The sequence below is a fragment of the Desulforudis sp. DRI-14 genome (genome assembly GCF_052618305.1).
Genome location: NZ_JBQXEZ010000008.1, coordinates 1 through 15,132 on the forward strand (window position 1 = coordinate 1; position 15,132 = coordinate 15,132).

Consider the following 15,132-nt stretch of genomic DNA (forward strand, 5'->3'; position numbering starts at 1 on the left):
CCCCGTACCGGTTAGCCCTCGGTTCAGTTATTGTCCCTTTGAGTGCTATCCCTTGGTCTCGCGGGTTTGATGGTCGATAATATGGTGCGCCCAGCAGGAATCGAACCTGCGCACCTGGCTCCGGAGGCCAGCGCTCTATCCTCTGAGCTATGGGCGCAAAGATCAGCAAAATTAATTATACCTCACCAACAGACCGAATGCAACTTGAACTGCCTTGCATTGAACACTGAGCGTCGAGCACAGACCTGCGACCGATTACAGGCCCGCCTCCTGCTGGATCTGTTTGAGGAGGCCTGCAGAGTGGTGCAGGGCCCCGAGTTCATTCGGCGCAAGGGGCAGTTCGAGCACCTTGTGTCTCCCTTCCCTTCCCATTACGGTAGGCAGGCTGCAGCATGTCCCCGACTCGCCGTATTGCCCCTCAAGCAAGCCCGAGACCGTCAGGATGCTCTGCTGGTCGCGGAGGATGGACTCGACGATGCGGCGGACGGCCAGGCTTACTCCATAATAGGTCGCCCCCTTGCGGGCGATGATCTCGGCCGCCGAATTGCGGACCTGGTCGGCAATCAGCTTCTTGTCCGGAAGCGGCACATCCCGCTGCCGGCAAAACTCGTCGATAGCCACCCCCGCGATGGTCGCCAGGCTCCAGGCAAACACCTCGCTGTCGCCGTGCTCGCCGATGACGTAGGCATGCACGTTACGTCCGTCCACCTGGCAGTGCCGGCTCAGGAACTTCCTGAAGCGGGCGCTGTCGAGGACCGTCCCGGAACCGATTACCTGACTGGAGGGGAGCGAGGTGAATTTGAGGGCGGCATAGGTCAGGACGTCTACCGGGTTGGTCACGATTAGGAGAACCCCGCCGTTCCAGCGGCGGGTTAACTGCCCGGTTACCTGCCGGACCACGGCCAGGTTCTTATGAACCAGGTCCAGCCTGCTTTCCCCGGGGCGCTGATTGGCCCCTGCGCAGAAAACCACGATACCTGCATCCCGACAATCGTTATAGTCGCCGGCATAGAGGTTGACAGGACCGACGAGGGCAGTCCCGTCGGCGATGTCCATGGCCTCCCCTTGCGCCCGTTTCCCGTCGATATCGATAAGGACGATTTCATTGACCATTTGTGCCGTCATTAAAGCATAGGCGATAGTCGACCCGACCACCCCGGCACCGATGATGGCGATTTTCAAACCAGGTCACCTCTTCTTTTTATCTTACCCAAAAACAGCAAGCTTTCCAAGACTAAACGGGGATTGAATGGGCGGTCAGCATTATGGGAACAATTACAAGCGAGGTGAGAAAAGTGCTGCGCAAGGCTTTATGGTTTGTGGCAAAGACTTACATCGCGGCCTGGGCGTGGCCCAAGTTTAAGCGCAACACCAGTGCTTTTATCCGCCGCACCTTCAGCGTGCGCAACCTTCTGGGAGACGGGGCGGGTACCTGGTGGGAGATGCGCAAGGTCAAATAAGGGGTCACGAAACAACAGGCCGGAATGGTAGGTGAAACATGTGACAGATACGATACTCATAACATATCCGGAAGAATCGCAGGAGCAGCCGATTCATCTTCAGCCCAGCAGTAATCGACTTGTACAATACGCCACCCGCCGGCCGCGTAAGCCAGCGCGAACGAGGCGGTTCCCTGATCGTATTGTCCGGAAGCCCAGTCTAAAGTCTCCACCCTGGCTTTAACACTAGCCGTTCCCCCGTCCACGTTTATCTCCAGCCATTCGGCCACCCGGGCTCCGCCGCAGTTATCGGTGTTGCGGGTCTCCCATACGGCATCGGTTAATTCGTCAAGCAGCGGGCCGGCATACGTTTGTCCAAGGATGACACGCAGTCCGTCCTTGGAATCGGCATTGAGAAAATCGTCCGCGGCAAGAGCTCTCTCGATGAGCTCCATTACTGATTCCTCCCCGACAAACCGGTCGCTGGCTGCGGCAGCAGGCACGGCACCAGCCCTCTGCACGGCTTGTACGTTTTCCTGGGCCGGGGTTGATCGGCCTGAATGACCCAGTTGGTTGAAAAACGTGCAGGCAGCCAGAACCAGCCCTATAACAAAGGCGAAACAAAGCGCAATACCGGGGAGACGCATACCTATCACCTGCCAGTTATTTCCTATAGACCCCGCCAAACTCCTGCAGCGAACTCCCTGTACTTTTGTCTGTAAAACGCGAAGAAGCTCATCACTGGCCTTCAGTGACAATGCAAAAATTATCTTCGTATCATTTTTACCCAACCTGCAGATACTGAAAGAAAAGCGCAATGGGAGGTTCGTCCGGCATGCGTCTTCGCATAGGTAAATTGCTTGGTTTGGCGGCCCTGGTCAGCGCTGCCTTTGCCGCTTATCAAATGATGCGTACGGAGGATAAACTTGAGTCTTCTATGAATGACCGGATGCCGGAGAAGAAGTAAGCGTAAATCAATCACTTTATAAGGAGGGCTTGCTGAATGCCAGATGGAACCCTTACCACCCTGTTGATCATTCTGCTTATAGGCGGGGGGCTATGGCTCCTGTTCCGGCGGAACGCTCTGGGCGTTCGTCCCGGTACGGGTGAAGACCGACGCGAAAACCGCGGAGAAGACCGTGGAGACCGGCCCCAAGAGTAGCCAAACCTTGTTGCAATTTTCTAACTATTTCTTGTTGACGCCGTGCTTTTCCACAGCTTACAATCGAATCACGGAGAGCGATGAGAGGTTATCAACAGTCGTTAGGTTCCGGACCCGTGAGCACGTTGTGAACGTTTGCCAAGTACGTGAGTCCCAAAGTCCTGTCGGTTAGTGTTTGGTTGTCATCGCTCTCCGTTTCATTTTGTCCGTATTGTCCGCATCAAGCGGGCTTTTTTATTTGAGTCGGGCTTCCAAATACCGGTGTATAAACTTTGTTCCACCGTCGCAAGCTTGAGGTTAAAGACGCATAAAGACAGGAGGACTTGCTACGTATGGACAGCTGCGGGACATGCACGCATTATACGGTTGAACGTAAAGCGCCGCTGGAAATGGGACGGTGCGCCGTGGGCGACGCCGCAGTTACGGGAGACTCCACGGGGTGCCCTTTTAATTCTTATCTTCCCCACCAAACTGCGGAAGGATAGTGTTTCCCTTAAAGAGAAAGGGCCTCGCGTAAGGCCCTTTCTTTTGTTTTTGCGGGTTGCTTAGACATATTAGACATAAGCGGGTGGACCCTGATAGGTCCCCTGTTGGAACTGGAACTGCCCCGGGAACTGTTGCCCGACCATCGGCTGACCGCCAACCCCGGAGTAGGTGTTGGCGATATTTTGCATCGTCCGCCGGTCAACCGTCGGCACCTGGTAGTATCCCCTCTGGTTCATATATTGGAAGATTTCATAGGCCATATTCACGCAGCTTAAAATGTCGTTCGTAAGCATCAAGCGCAATTCAGGGTCTGCAGCCTCAAGGGCGGCAACGGTGGCCGTGCTGGCCCCGCACTTATGGAGCATCAGCGCGCCGGTACAGATGGCCTGGTCGGACAGGCGCCTGGTGTTCGGGTGCGGCTGCACGGTTTGCCCTCCTTGAGCGCCGTAAGTCGGGGTACCGACATTGCGGATATGGTACGGAGAAACGTTCACTCCCCGCCCCTGCAAGTAGTTAAGAGTCTTCTGGTAGTCCTGAAGCATCCACTGCTGGTGACGTTCAAGAAGCGAGCGCAACTGCGGGTCCTGGGCTTCCGAGATATAAAGCGCATGGTGATCGATCATATTAACCTTTCCGCTCAAAACCTCATGCAGCTCCATAGCCTCGTGCATTCCTAACTGCATCCATAATCCCCCTTCTGCTTTTATTTTGAAAGCTCAAAATCTATTATGCCTCCGTTTGCATAAACGCATAACAAACCGGTTCCGCAAAAAGACTACCATTATTGAACAATCCCGGAGTTACATTCAGACACATTTATAAGGAAGGTGAACGGTATGGTCCAAATGAAAGACGACAAAGATTTCGAACGGAGACTGTTGGCCGGCGACAAGGAATACGATTTCGATCCTACCAAACTCCGGCCGGTAGCTAGAGATGAGCTTCTAGGCAATGACACCATCGAAGGTCCCCGCATCTAGCAACATCCTACATACAAAGATGTGGGTTCCCGCTCCCTGGGAACCCACATCCTTTTCAATCCCCATTCAAAAATAATTTGGCATTCCCGAACGAGAATGCCTTCTAGTCTAGCTACTTACAGCTTACTGCTGCTCAATCCTACCGGATTGAGCTTGGTGGGCCCAGGTAGATTCGAACTACCGACCTCACGCTTATCAGGCGTGCGCTCTGACCACCTGAGCTATGGGCCCGTTCCCCCTGATTAACAGTATAACATAGCAAGGTTTTGGAGCAAAGCCGCCGGTGAAGTAAACGAGTATTGATTCGAGAAACAAAACTGATACGAATGGATGTCAGCGGCGAAAGCTACCGCCTGAAGGGGAAGAAACGGGCGGGTCTGTTTGGAGCACAAGCAAGACCGGAGGTGATTAACGCCGATCAGTCAAAGCCATAGCTTGCTGGCCGGGTGGGTCCAGCCGGCGCCAGTGGGTCAAAAGTAAGTCGGCGCTGATTGGACAAGCGCAACCCTACCACATCTTGCATAAGATGCCACCAAACTATCATAGGAGGTATCTCTAATGCCACATATGCCTGGACAACAGATTAACCCACTGCTACTGCTTCTCCTTTTGTTGTTTCTTATGGGGGATATGAACCAAATCGACCCGCTGCTGCTGATACTCCTCATTCTGCTGCTCTTCGGCGGCTTCCCCACAATGGGCATGGCTGAAGGTGAGTAAAACCGGCAAATCAACTGTGAAAGAGCCTTTCCACAAGGAAAGGTTCTTTTTTTGGTTTACAAAACATCCATTGTGGGACCCTATAACCGAAAGGGGTTGCTTTAGATGCAAAACGAACAAATCAAACAAAATAACAGGCCCGTCCCGGAACCCATGCCGCCCGAGCCTCAGGGAGCGGGCTTTTCCGAGGACCTTGCCGACGGTCTGGGCTGGATGTACGCTACAGACGACGGAATCGATGATGAAGTGAAAACGGACAGCGACGAGGACATCCAAGGATAATCGCCCCGGTTGATTTGCCCCTCTCTCCGGCTTAACCGGGGTAAGACCTTGTTAATCAGTCAGTTACTCTGCAGGGATTCAGTGGCCGAAAGGAGAAGTGTCCGTGGAACTTTATCAATAGGAGAAGCAAGTTTTGCAACCCAATCCGTTTTACGTCGGCGTTTCCCTGGTCATCGTTTCGGCAGTCGGCTTCGGTTTGCTGCCCATTTTAGCCCTCTACGCTTACCAGGCGGGCGCCAGCGTTACAACACTGCTTTTCGTTCGTTTTTCGCTGGCTTCCCTGGCGCTCCTCACATACGCGGCCGTCAAGGTTAAAGAGTGGCCGGCAACAAGATTTCAGTGGGCATCCCTGTTCGTGCTGGGCGGGGTGTTTTACACCGTACAGTCGAGCTCTTACCTTTCTTCCGTAAAATACATCCCCGCTTCTCTGGCGGCCTTGCTCTTATACAGCTACCCCATTTTTGTCACCGTGCTCTCTTACTTGGTCAATAAAGAAAAACTGACGGTCTTACGCTTGCTTTCCATAGGGCTGTGCAGCCTGGGGACGGCTATGATCCTCGGCGTCTCTTTTGACGCTGTAAACTTCCTCGGCGTGTTCCTGGCTCTCACCGCGGCCGTCGTTTACTCCTGTTACATCGTCTTGGGGAACAGTGTCGTGGCCCAGTTGTCGCCAATAGTGACAAGCGCCTTTGTCTCGTCGTTCGCCAGCCTGTCGTTATTAATTATCGCGCTGTCCACCGGAACACTCGAATTCCGTCTCAGCCTTAACGCTTGGGCGGCCATGTGCGGTATCGCCCTGTTCTCGACGGTGATCGCCATGTTTGCCTTTTTCCAGGGCCTGAAGTTTATCGGTTCCACCCGGGCGTCGATCATAAGCACCGCCGAACCGCTGGTAACAGTGGCCTTTGCGGCGGCGCTCTGGCAGGAAAAGCTGACGTTGCTTCAGATGTTAGGGGGCTTGAGTGTTATGGCCGGCGGCGTGTTCGCGGTATTGTCCGGAACGGGACCGCAAGGCGGGAAAGATACAGTATCCGGAAAAAGTAACGAAGGCCCGGTTACCCCGGCTGCCCGTCAGTAGCTGTTAAATATTGACCCACAGTGCCGCCTCATATGTCGAATAACCGTCCAGTTCTTCAAGCGCCACCTTACGCCCGGTGCTAAGGGCAAAAAGCTCTCGCGCCAGCAGCAACGCCTGGGTCTTGTCTTTGGCATTGACGACGAAGCCTTGTTTGTTCAAGCAAACGATCCACTTCTGTTTGACGTCTGCCTGAGGCATCTTCTGCATCAAGTACACCACCACCCGTCTGCCGCAAGTGTAAAATCCTTAACTTTATCGTACTAATCAAGGTTACAATTGCTATGGGATATAGGTCACATCTCTTTGCCGTCAACGTCCCGGCGGTACGGGACCATGGTCCTACAAAATGCCCCGTAAACAGAAAAATTCCGACAAAGCAGGACGCCCGTCGGAACCTTTTGTTGTCCAGCGATGGCGATTAGCCTTAAATAAAAAATAAATTGAAGCGGCACGCCAGACCGCTTCAACAGTTTAATTTCTGGTAGCCCTAACGGGATTCGAACCCGTGTCTCCACCTTGAGAGGGTGGTGTCCTGGACCCCTAGACGATAGGGCCGAATTTTTCATTGGCTGCGGGACTAGGACTCGAACCTAGACAGCATGATCCAGAGTCATGCGTGCTACCATTACACCATCCCGCACCATTTGTTTCTCGACAGTGCAAGAGTTATTATAGCATGTCAGCCTGCTCGTTGCAAGCCCTTATGAACGATGCAGCTTTTTCCAGCCGCGCCAGGCAGCGTTCTTTTCCCAGGACGGCCATGATGTCGAAAAGGCCCGGGCCTACGGTACGCCCCGAAAGGGCCAGCCGCGTCGGGTGAATGATGGCTCCGCCGGAAATGCCCAGTTCCTCGATAAGCTTCCGGTAGGCCGCTTCCGTGCCCTCCACGGTGAAATCCCCGACGCTGGCCAGCGCTTCGCGGCCCTTATCCAGGACAGCCGCGACGCCCGGCTTCATGAAATGCTTTTTCACACCCTTTTCCTCGTAGGCGAAATCGTCTTTATAAAAGTACGAAGAAACGTCGGCCAGTTCAACGAGGGTGTGCACCCGCGTGCGCACGGCCTCGATAACCCGCGCCGTATAAGACAGGGTTTCGGCATCGGGATCGTCCGGGACCAGCCCCGCCGCTTTGAAAAAGGGCAGTGCCTCGGCCGCGATCTTTTCCAGCGGCAGCAAGCTGAGATACTGGGCGTTAATCCACGTCAGCTTCTTTACGTCATAGATAGCGGCATGTTTGGACACACCTTCCAGGCTAAACCGCTCCAGGATTTCCTCGCGTGTCAGAACCTCCCGCTCTCCGCCCGGTGACCAGCCAAGCAGGGCCAGGTAATTGACGATGGCTTCGGCCAGATAGCCTTCGGTACGGAACTCTTCGACGGCCGTGGCCCCGTGACGCTTCGACAGCTTGGAGCGGTCGGGGGCAAGGATCATCGGCACGTGGGCGTATTGCGGCGGTTCGAAGCCCAGGGCCCGTGCGATGACAATCTGCTTGGGCGTGTTGGACAGGTGCTCTTCGGCGCGGATCACGTGGGTAATCCGCATCAGGAAGTCGTCCACCACACAGGCGAAATTGTAGGTGGCGATCCCGTTGGATTTCAAGATGATAAAGTCGTCCATCACCGCGCGGTTCTCAAAACTGACCTCGCCGCGGATCAGGTCGGACACGACCGTGGTTTCATCCTCGGGCACCTTGATGCGCAGGACCGGCTTGATGCCGTTGGCTTCCTTCGTCTTACGCTCGTCCTCGCCGAGGCGGCAGCAGCGGCGGTCATAACGCGGGATCTCGCCGCGCTTGCGGGCCTCGTCGCGCATCTGCGCCAACTCTTCCGGGCTGCAGTAGCACCTGTACGCGAGCCCTTTCTCCAGCAGCCGCTCGGCCTCCCGCCTGTATATGTCGAACCGCTGCGACTGTTGATAAGGACCGTAGGGGCCGCCCTTGTCCGGGCCCTCATCCCAGTCAAGGCCCAGCCAGCGCAGGGTCGCCAGTATGCCCCTGGCCGCGTCGGCGATAAACCGTTCGGTATCGGTGTCTTCGAGGCGAAGGATAAAAGCCCCGCCGTGCGACCGCGCGAATAACCAGTTAAAAAGCGCCGTCCTCGCCCCGCCGATGTGCAGGCTCCCCGTCGGGCTCGGGGCGAAACGCACGCGCACTTGCTCCATCTAAGAACCGCTCCCCTGTCAAATTCAGTACGCCTTCTATTATATTGCCACTTTCTTTGTACTGTAAAGCCGCCACACGGTAAGATCCTTAGTTTTACCTTACATTCCTTACGTTTTTCCTAAAGAACTGTTTGGCAAAAGCCGATAGATTGTTAAAGCCTGCAGAAAGTTCATGCAATTTACGGGAAACACAGGGGGGTTTACGGGTGGCAAAATTACTTTCTAATGTTACGGGAGGCATTTCAAAGTGGGCTTTTAAGTCAATCAAATCAAAAATACTGGTACCTGTTACGCTGGTGATGGCCCTCGGTATCATCGGCACGGGGCTTTGGACAGCAAACCAGGTAAAGAAGGAAGCCAACATGGCCGCTCTGGAAAAGGTTAAAGGCGATATCGCCCTGGCTATGGCCCTGGTTGACGCCCGCTACCCCGGAGACTGGGAAATCCGGGACGGCAAGCTCTATAAAGGCCCCTACGTTATGAACGAAAACTGGGCCGTCGTCGACGAAATAAATAGGTTAACCGGCGACTCCTGTACCGTATTTCAGGGCGACACCCGCGTCGCCACGACTGTTAAAAAAGAGGGTAAACGCGCCGTCGGCACCCAGGTCTCGCCTGAAGTAGCCCAGGTGGTGCTGGCTAAAGGGCAGCCTTTTTTTGGCGAGGCCGAGGTCGTGGGAACCAAGTACCAGACGGCGTATCAGCCCATAAAGAATACCGAAGGTAAAATCATCGGCATGTTTTACGTGGGCGCCAGTAAGACATTTGTAGACAAGATGATCATGGACACCCTAAAAAGCATCGGCTTGACGTCGTCTGTGGTACTCGTGGTTATGGTCATCGTCACCCTGTTCCTCACCAATTCCCTTGCCAATCCTATTCGTAGAATAGTTACTCAGGTCGACCGGGTCGCTGAAGGGGATCTCTCCGCCCACATCGAAGGGACAAACCGCACCGACGAACTGGGGTCGCTGGCCCGTCACCTCAACACCCTTCTCAACAACTTTCGCGATTTTCTCACCCGCCTGAATACGGAGATGCGCAACGTATCACAGGTGGTGGAAGGCGTCTCGGCCAGTTCGGAGGAACTTTCGGCAAGCAGCGAGACGCAGGCCAGTGAATTGGGCTCTATTTCCGAAGCCATCAACAAAATGTCATTGGGAATCAAGAACATTGCCGGCCTCGCTCAGCAAGCGCTCGTCAACGCCAACCACACAACCCAAACCGCGGCTGAAGGCGAAGAGCAGGCCAAGGCGGCGGCGGGTGGCATGCGCCTGATCAACCAGAAGATGGACGACCTGACCAAGAACTCGGACCAGATCGGTGAAATCGTCGCGACCATTGAGGACATCGCCGATCAAACCAACCTTCTGGCTTTCAACGCCCAAATCGAGGCGGCCAGGGCGGGGATGCATGGACGCGGGTTCGCCGTCGTAGCCCAGGAAGTCCGCCGGCTGGCCGAGCGTTCACAGCAGGCCACCAGGGAAATCGCCGGGCTGGTGGCCAAGATCGAGGAGGCCATCAAGTCTTCCCGCGAGGCCGTGGACGGGGGAACAAAGAATAACGACCAGGTATACCAGGCCTTTCAATCCATCGCCGCCAAAATCAGGGAAATGGCCTCCGAAATCAGAGAGATCGCCCGGGCCACACAGGAGCAGACGGCTTCCAGCCAGGGCATAGCGGAATCCGTCCAGGCCATTGTCCAGGCCAACGAGCAGAGCGCCGCAGCCACCGGTGAGGTAGCAGCGAGCATGGAAAACCTGAACCAGATGGCCTACGAGGTTACCAAAAAAATGGAACGGTTTAAAGTCGGCTAGGCTGAACTATCTCAGGCCTGGCGAAAAGCGTTATACCCTCGATCCTCAGCAGGCGCTCCTTCCAATCGGGAGCGCCTGACCAGCCTCCTATGCTGCCGTCCGAACGGAGAACCCGGTGACACGGCACGACCAGGGGTGTCCTGTTCCGGGCGAGCGCGCCCCCGACGGCGCGCGCTGCTCTGGGATGATTGATGGCGGCGGCAACCTCGTTGTACGACATTGTCCGGCCGTAATCGATACGCTTCACCGCTTCCAGCACGAGGCGGGTGAAAGGCGTCTGCCCCTCCCAGTTGACAGGAACAAAGTCGAAGCTTAACCGCTCCCCGCGGTAGTAAGCCTCCAGCGCTTTCATCAGTTTCTGCTCCGCGCCGTCGGTGGGCGGCCCTCCTGAAACCAGCCCGGGGCGGCCAAGGTCGCCGATGGCCGTTTCCGCCGACGGGCGTGGCAGGCTGATGGCGTACAGCCCATCCTTCGACCATAGCCAGGCGACCCAACCCACATCAAGCTCCACTAACCGGGTTAGCATTATTAACCCCCATTATGTCAACAATAAAATATTTCTATTTATGGACCAAAGCCCGCTCCTAAATGATAGAATGCCCATGATCAGCTAAGAGAGGTGAAGGTAGTTGATGGCGCCGAGACTGACCGCTATGACTGCCAGTTCGGGGTGAGCCGCCAAGATAGGACCGGCGGTCCTGGCACAAGTTTTGGGCTCCCTCCCCGCAACCGACGATCCGCGGTTGATCGTCGGGATCAACACCTCGGATGACGCCGGCGTTTACCTGCTCAACAAGCAGACCGCGCTCATCCAGACCGTTGATTTTTTCACGCCTGTTGTCGACAATCCCTTTGATTTCGGGCGCATCGCCGCAGCCAACGCTCTCAGCGACATCTACGCCATGGGCGGGCGCCCGCTGACGGCCATGAACATCATTTGCTACCCGACCAAGGACGGCGACCTGGATACCCTCACCCAGATTCTCTTGGGCGGAGCCACTAAAGTACGGGAGAGCGGCGCAGTCCTGGCGGGCGGGCACAGCGTCGAGGACCGCGAGCCGAAGTACGGCCTGGCTGTTACCGGAGTAACGACGCCCGACAGGCTTCTGACCAACGCCGGGGCCAAACCGGGCGATGCACTCGTGCTGACCAAAAGACTGGGCACGGGAGTAATCACCACCGCCATTAAGGCCAACCTGGCTTCTGACGACTTAATCAGACTCGTCACCGAGCAAATGGCCGCGCTGAACGCCGGCGCCGCGGAGGCCGTGCAGGATGTAGGGGCGAACGCCTGTACGGACATTACCGGTTTCGGTCTTCTCGGCCACGCCGGCGAAATGGCCAGGGCCAGCAAAGTAGGCATTACCCTGTACGCCTCCCGACTGCCCTTACTGCCCGACGCTATCGACTTTGCCGCGATGGGCCTGCTGCCCGGCGGAGCGCACAGCAACCGCTGCTATCTGGCAAACACGGTGACCTTTGTTCCTGACATCCCGCTGGCCATCCAGGACCTGATGTTTGACCCCCAAACGTCCGGCGGTTTGCTTGTCTCTCTGCCCGCGGAAAAGGCGTCCGCACTTATCGAGGCCATGGCCGAACGGGGAACCGAAGGGGTCGTCATCGGCAGAGTGACGGAAGGAAACCCCGGTTGCATTAAAGTCGAGCCTTAAAAACTTGGCGGGGTTTCTAAAACCCCGCCAAGTTTTTAATTAGAACAGTGAACAGTGCTAACGGCCCAGATTCTCCCGCAACTTGGTCAGGAGGCCGTCCCACTTGTCGCCGCCGTTTGGCTCCTCGATCCCTTCCCGTTCCTTTTCATCCTCATCATCCTGCCCGTCGGCAGCCTGGCCGGCCTGGGGCGACGATCCGCTCAAAAAAGTAATGACCCTGCGCGGGGAAGCGCCCTCACGGTTGGCAGGGCCCTTGTACGGTATGCCGGTCAGGTCTTCAAAAAGCTTGTAGCGGTGGTCATCGACCAGCCTTATTAATTCGGTGAGTTTCTTGCGGAAGACCTCGTTGGCTGCGGCTTCCGCTTCGTTCAGGTGATGGCGGGCAAGGATGTAGGCCTGTCCGATAGCTACTTCCTTGAGCCTGTAATCCTTAAGCTCAGCGTTTAATCGCTCAATTTCCTCCTGCAACTGTTCTTTCTCCGCCAGCGCCGAGTCACGCGCTGACTGCAGGCTGCGACGCTCGGTCTGCAGCTCGGCGACCAGGGCCTCGAGGCGCGTGCACTCCTGCTGGACCTCCATAACCTGCTTCTGTACGTTCAACGCGAGCGTCATGTACCTGTCCTTATTCTGCAGCGCCTCAAAACTATCCTTTGCGAGCCGGGCCTTCTCTTCATTAAGCTCCCTCAGCGCCGCCTCCGCCTCGGCCAGTTTGCGCTCACCGATCGAAACCTGCTCGAGGGCCCTGTCCAGCTCCTTCTTCAGCTGGTCCAGGAGTTCCGGCGGACTGCTTTCGTCCCGGAGGCTCTCCAGGCGCTGCAGCTCGCCCCTGGCCGATTCCAGTTCGGCAAGCAGGTTTTCCAGCCGCGCCCGCTCCGCGGTCCACTCGGCCGCCTGCTTCTCGTACTCCGCTACCTGTGTCCTTAACCCGTGGATTTCCGCCCGCGCCTCCGCCATTTCCGCCGCCTGTTTCTCGTACTCGGCAACCCGCTGCTCTTCCCATTCGGCCATCTGTTTCTCGTATTCGACAACCTTGGCGACCAGGTCCGGCAGCCGCGTCAGCTCCTCGGTCCACTGGGCCGCCTTTTTCTCATATTCGTCGGCCTTGGCGGCCAGGGCCTGCAGTTGGATGCGCTCCTCCGCCCATCCCGCGGCCAGTTTCTCGTATTCTTCAATCTTGCCGGTCAGTTCCTCGATCTGACCCTTCTCCGCCTCCCGTTCCGCCGCCTGCTCCTCGTACGCGGCGAGCCGGGCGGCGAGCTCTTCGAACTGCTTCCTCTCTTCCGCCCACTCGGCTTCTTTCTTTTCGTATTCAGCGATCTGCGAAACCAGCAGCTTCTCGCGGGCTAAAAGGTCCCGGCGCTCACGCTGGACAGCCGCAAGTTCGACTTCAACCGCCCGCTTGGCCTTCTCCAGGTTGGCCAGGGCGTTTTCGGCTGCTTCCGCCTGCTTGACCCGTTCTCGGAGTTCCTTCAGCTCAGCGTTTACCTCGTTACAGAACCGGTCCACGTCAGCCACGTGATAGCCCCGGAACTTCTTGCGGAAAGCAACCATCATCAGATCCTCCCACTCCTTATTTAGACACGTCCAAAAGCTTTGAAGCTGTTTTTAGTGTAGATGTCAGGAATTGTCTACGGGAGAAATTACGACAAATTATCCCAAATTCCTTCTAAATTTCTCCAAACTAAAACATAAGAGAGGGCGTATCCGGTATCTTGGATTACGCCCCTCCATCTCTAATCGATATTCCGCCGTCCTTACTGCCCCTTGCTGAGGCTTGGCCGGCAAGCCGCCGACGACTGGGTCAGCAGGCTCACGACTACAAGCGTCAGGGTGGATAAAGGCAGGCTGAAGCAAATCGGGTCGATAACCGTCCAGGGGAACGCCATCACGGTGGCCTTGCCGAAGACGGCCTGGCTGACGCCGAAGGCGACGGCTTCCTTGGCGTGCAGGAAGGTCATCGCCAAAATGCTGGCAAGCAGGCCCACCGTAAGGCTGGCCACCGCTCCGGCCTTGGTCGCCCGCTTCCAGAACAGGGCCGCGGTGTAGGCCGGAAGAAAGGCTCCCGCGCAGATGCCGAAGAAAGTCGCCGTAGCCACGGCGATAATGTTGCCCGGGAGGCGGAAGCACAGGATGACGGTGATGACCAGGGTCACGAGTATCCCCAGGCGGTTGACGGTGATGTTCGACCGCTGGTAGAGGTCGTGGCTGGCCGCGGTGCCGATGGTGTGAAACTGGCCGCTCAGCGTGGACATCGCGGCAGCCAGCAGCGTCAGCATGAAGAGGTAGGAAAACCAATCCGGCATGGCGGTGTTGACGTATAAGGGGATCACGCGGTCGATGTTCGGTTTGCCGGTGGCCGGGTCGAGCGCGGCAAGCAGGGAGATTTTGCCTCCGTGCTCAAAGAAGAAAACGTTGGTCAGCGGCCCGACGACATAGACCGAACCGATGACGCCCAGGATGAAGAGGCCGCCGATCAAAACACCCCGGTTCAGCTCGCGGGGACCTTTGACGGTCAGGAACCGGACCACGAGCTGGGGTTGCGCGAGCACCCCGATGCCCACCCCCAGAACGAGCGACGAAACGGCCACCCACCACAGTTCCGAACCAAGCGCCGGCATGGCCGTCCATCCGAGGTGTCCTTTGGCCTTCAGGCTTTCCGGAACGAGCCCCGCCATATCGGTCAGGGCGTGGTGCGCGGCGGTGATGCCGCCCAGTTTAGCGTAGGTGACGACGAGGAGGACGACCATCCCGAGCATCATTATCGAGCCCTGGAGGGCGTCGGTATAAAGGACCCCCTTCAATCCCCCCGTGATGACGTAAGCCCCCACGAGCAGGGCAAGAATCCAGACGGCCGTGGAAAACTGGATATGCAGGGTGGTCTCGATGAAGCGCGCCCCGCCGATCATCACCGCGGCGGCATACAGGGGCATCGCCGCGACAATTACGCCTGCGGTGACCCGGCGCAGGAAATCGGATTCAAACCGTTTGCCGAGGAGTTCGGGAAAGGTATGGACCTGCAGCTCCCTGCCCATAATCGCCGTGCGTTTGCCGTACACGACAAAGGCGATGAAAATGCCGACGAAAATATTGGCGAACACCAGCCAGAGAAGCCCCATCCCGTAAAGGGATGCCGCACCGCCGAAACCGATAATGGCCGCCGTGCTGATAAAGGTCGAACCGTAGGCCAGCGCCATCAAGAAGGGATGGGCATCGCCGCCGGCAATGAGGTAATCTTTATTGGACTTGGTCCGCCGATAACCGTGATAGGCCAGAAAAACCGTTACTCCGATGTATAAAGCCACAACGACAGCGAGGGTGACCGAACTCATCTAGCTCTC

16 protein-coding genes and 4 tRNA genes are annotated in these 15,132 nt (G+C 56.7%); 8 read left to right on the forward strand and 12 right to left on the reverse strand.

Annotated features, from left to right (window positions below; all coding sequences use genetic code 11):
• Positions 1-82 precede the first annotated feature (82 nt).
• A tRNA-Arg gene (locus ACUM6F_RS06540) sits at positions 83-157 on the reverse strand.
• Positions 158-255: 98 nt separating this feature from the next.
• A complete protein-coding gene (locus tag ACUM6F_RS06545; RefSeq protein ID WP_425619910.1) occupies positions 256-1,182 on the reverse strand; it encodes an L-lactate dehydrogenase in 927 nt (308 codons plus the stop codon).
• An 83-nt stretch (positions 1,183-1,265) separates the two neighbouring features.
• On the opposite strand from ACUM6F_RS06545, the gene ACUM6F_RS06550 reads away from it, so the two are divergent.
• The gene (locus ACUM6F_RS06550) at positions 1,266-1,460 is read left to right on the forward strand and encodes a hypothetical protein (protein WP_425619911.1); all 195 of its coding nucleotides are present in this window, start codon (positions 1,266-1,268) and stop codon (positions 1,458-1,460) included.
• Between the two features lie 56 nt (positions 1,461-1,516).
• Here ACUM6F_RS06550 and ACUM6F_RS06555 read toward each other — a convergent pair whose 3' ends face one another.
• A complete protein-coding gene (locus ACUM6F_RS06555; protein WP_425619912.1) occupies positions 1,517-2,086 on the reverse strand; it encodes a hypothetical protein in 570 nt (189 codons plus the stop codon).
• Between the two features lie 188 nt (positions 2,087-2,274).
• Here ACUM6F_RS06555 and ACUM6F_RS06560 point away from each other — a divergent pair, with 188 nt between their 5' ends.
• Positions 2,275-2,406, forward strand: a complete 132-nt coding sequence (locus ACUM6F_RS06560; protein ID WP_425619913.1) for a hypothetical protein — start codon at positions 2,275-2,277, stop codon at positions 2,404-2,406.
• A 36-nt stretch (positions 2,407-2,442) separates the two neighbouring features.
• The gene (locus ACUM6F_RS06565) at positions 2,443-2,601 is read left to right on the forward strand and encodes a hypothetical protein (protein ID WP_425619914.1); all 159 of its coding nucleotides are present in this window, start codon (positions 2,443-2,445) and stop codon (positions 2,599-2,601) included.
• A gap of 554 nt (positions 2,602-3,155) precedes the next feature.
• On the opposite strand, the gene ACUM6F_RS06570 is transcribed toward ACUM6F_RS06565, so the two are convergent.
• On the reverse strand, positions 3,156-3,770 hold the full coding sequence (locus tag ACUM6F_RS06570) for a spore coat protein (RefSeq protein ID WP_425619915.1): 615 nt from the start codon (positions 3,768-3,770) through the stop codon (positions 3,156-3,158).
• A gap of 153 nt (positions 3,771-3,923) precedes the next feature.
• Here ACUM6F_RS06570 and ACUM6F_RS06575 point away from each other — a divergent pair, with 153 nt between their 5' ends.
• Entirely contained in the window at positions 3,924-4,067 is a 144-nt protein-coding gene (locus tag ACUM6F_RS06575) for a hypothetical protein (protein WP_425619916.1), read from the forward strand.
• A gap of 154 nt (positions 4,068-4,221) precedes the next feature.
• Here ACUM6F_RS06575 and ACUM6F_RS06580 read toward each other — a convergent pair.
• Positions 4,222-4,298: transfer RNA gene (locus tag ACUM6F_RS06580), tRNA-Ile, on the reverse strand.
• Between the two features lie 594 nt (positions 4,299-4,892).
• Here ACUM6F_RS06580 and ACUM6F_RS06585 point away from each other — a divergent pair.
• Both ACUM6F_RS06585 and ACUM6F_RS06590 read left to right on the forward strand, forming a co-directional pair.
• Positions 4,893-5,069, forward strand: a complete 177-nt coding sequence (locus tag ACUM6F_RS06585; RefSeq protein WP_445348750.1) for a hypothetical protein — start codon at positions 4,893-4,895, stop codon at positions 5,067-5,069.
• A gap of 133 nt (positions 5,070-5,202) precedes the next feature.
• A complete protein-coding gene (locus tag ACUM6F_RS06590) occupies positions 5,203-6,147 on the forward strand; it encodes a DMT family transporter (RefSeq protein WP_445348751.1) in 945 nt (314 codons plus the stop codon).
• A 3-nt stretch (positions 6,148-6,150) separates the two neighbouring features.
• On the opposite strand, the gene ACUM6F_RS06595 is transcribed toward ACUM6F_RS06590, so the two are convergent.
• The 4 genes from ACUM6F_RS06595 to gltX form a co-directional block, all read right to left on the reverse strand.
• Positions 6,151-6,345, reverse strand: a complete 195-nt coding sequence (locus ACUM6F_RS06595) for a hypothetical protein (protein ID WP_445348752.1) — start codon at positions 6,343-6,345, stop codon at positions 6,151-6,153.
• Between the two features lie 281 nt (positions 6,346-6,626).
• Positions 6,627-6,702 (reverse strand) — tRNA-Glu (locus tag ACUM6F_RS06600).
• A gap of 11 nt (positions 6,703-6,713) precedes the next feature.
• A tRNA-Gln gene (locus tag ACUM6F_RS06605) sits at positions 6,714-6,787 on the reverse strand.
• Positions 6,788-6,816: 29 nt separating this feature from the next.
• Positions 6,817-8,307, reverse strand: a complete 1,491-nt coding sequence (gene gltX, locus ACUM6F_RS06610) for a glutamate--tRNA ligase (RefSeq protein ID WP_445348753.1) — start codon at positions 8,305-8,307, stop codon at positions 6,817-6,819.
• 206 nt (positions 8,308-8,513) lie between these two features.
• Between gltX and ACUM6F_RS06615 the strand changes: the two genes are divergently transcribed.
• Entirely contained in the window at positions 8,514-10,124 is a 1,611-nt protein-coding gene (locus ACUM6F_RS06615; protein ID WP_425619922.1) for a methyl-accepting chemotaxis protein, read from the forward strand.
• Here ACUM6F_RS06615 and ACUM6F_RS06620 read toward each other — a convergent pair.
• Complete coding sequence (locus ACUM6F_RS06620) at positions 10,111-10,650, reverse strand: methylated-DNA--[protein]-cysteine S-methyltransferase (RefSeq protein WP_425619923.1); 540 nt, start codon at positions 10,648-10,650, stop codon at positions 10,111-10,113. The genes ACUM6F_RS06615 and ACUM6F_RS06620 overlap by 14 nt on opposite strands.
• 106 nt (positions 10,651-10,756) lie before the next feature.
• Here ACUM6F_RS06620 and selD point away from each other — a divergent pair, with 106 nt between their 5' ends.
• Entirely contained in the window at positions 10,757-11,794 is a 1,038-nt protein-coding gene (gene selD, locus ACUM6F_RS06625; protein WP_445348784.1) for a selenide, water dikinase SelD, read from the forward strand.
• 57 nt (positions 11,795-11,851) lie between these two features.
• Here selD and ACUM6F_RS06630 read toward each other — a convergent pair whose 3' ends face one another.
• The gene (locus ACUM6F_RS06630; protein WP_445348754.1) at positions 11,852-13,348 is read right to left on the reverse strand and encodes a coiled-coil domain-containing protein; all 1,497 of its coding nucleotides are present in this window, start codon (positions 13,346-13,348) and stop codon (positions 11,852-11,854) included.
• A gap of 200 nt (positions 13,349-13,548) precedes the next feature.
• The gene (locus ACUM6F_RS06635; RefSeq protein ID WP_425619926.1) at positions 13,549-15,123 is read right to left on the reverse strand and encodes a sodium:solute symporter family protein; all 1,575 of its coding nucleotides are present in this window, start codon (positions 15,121-15,123) and stop codon (positions 13,549-13,551) included.
• Positions 15,124-15,132 lie beyond the last annotated feature (9 nt).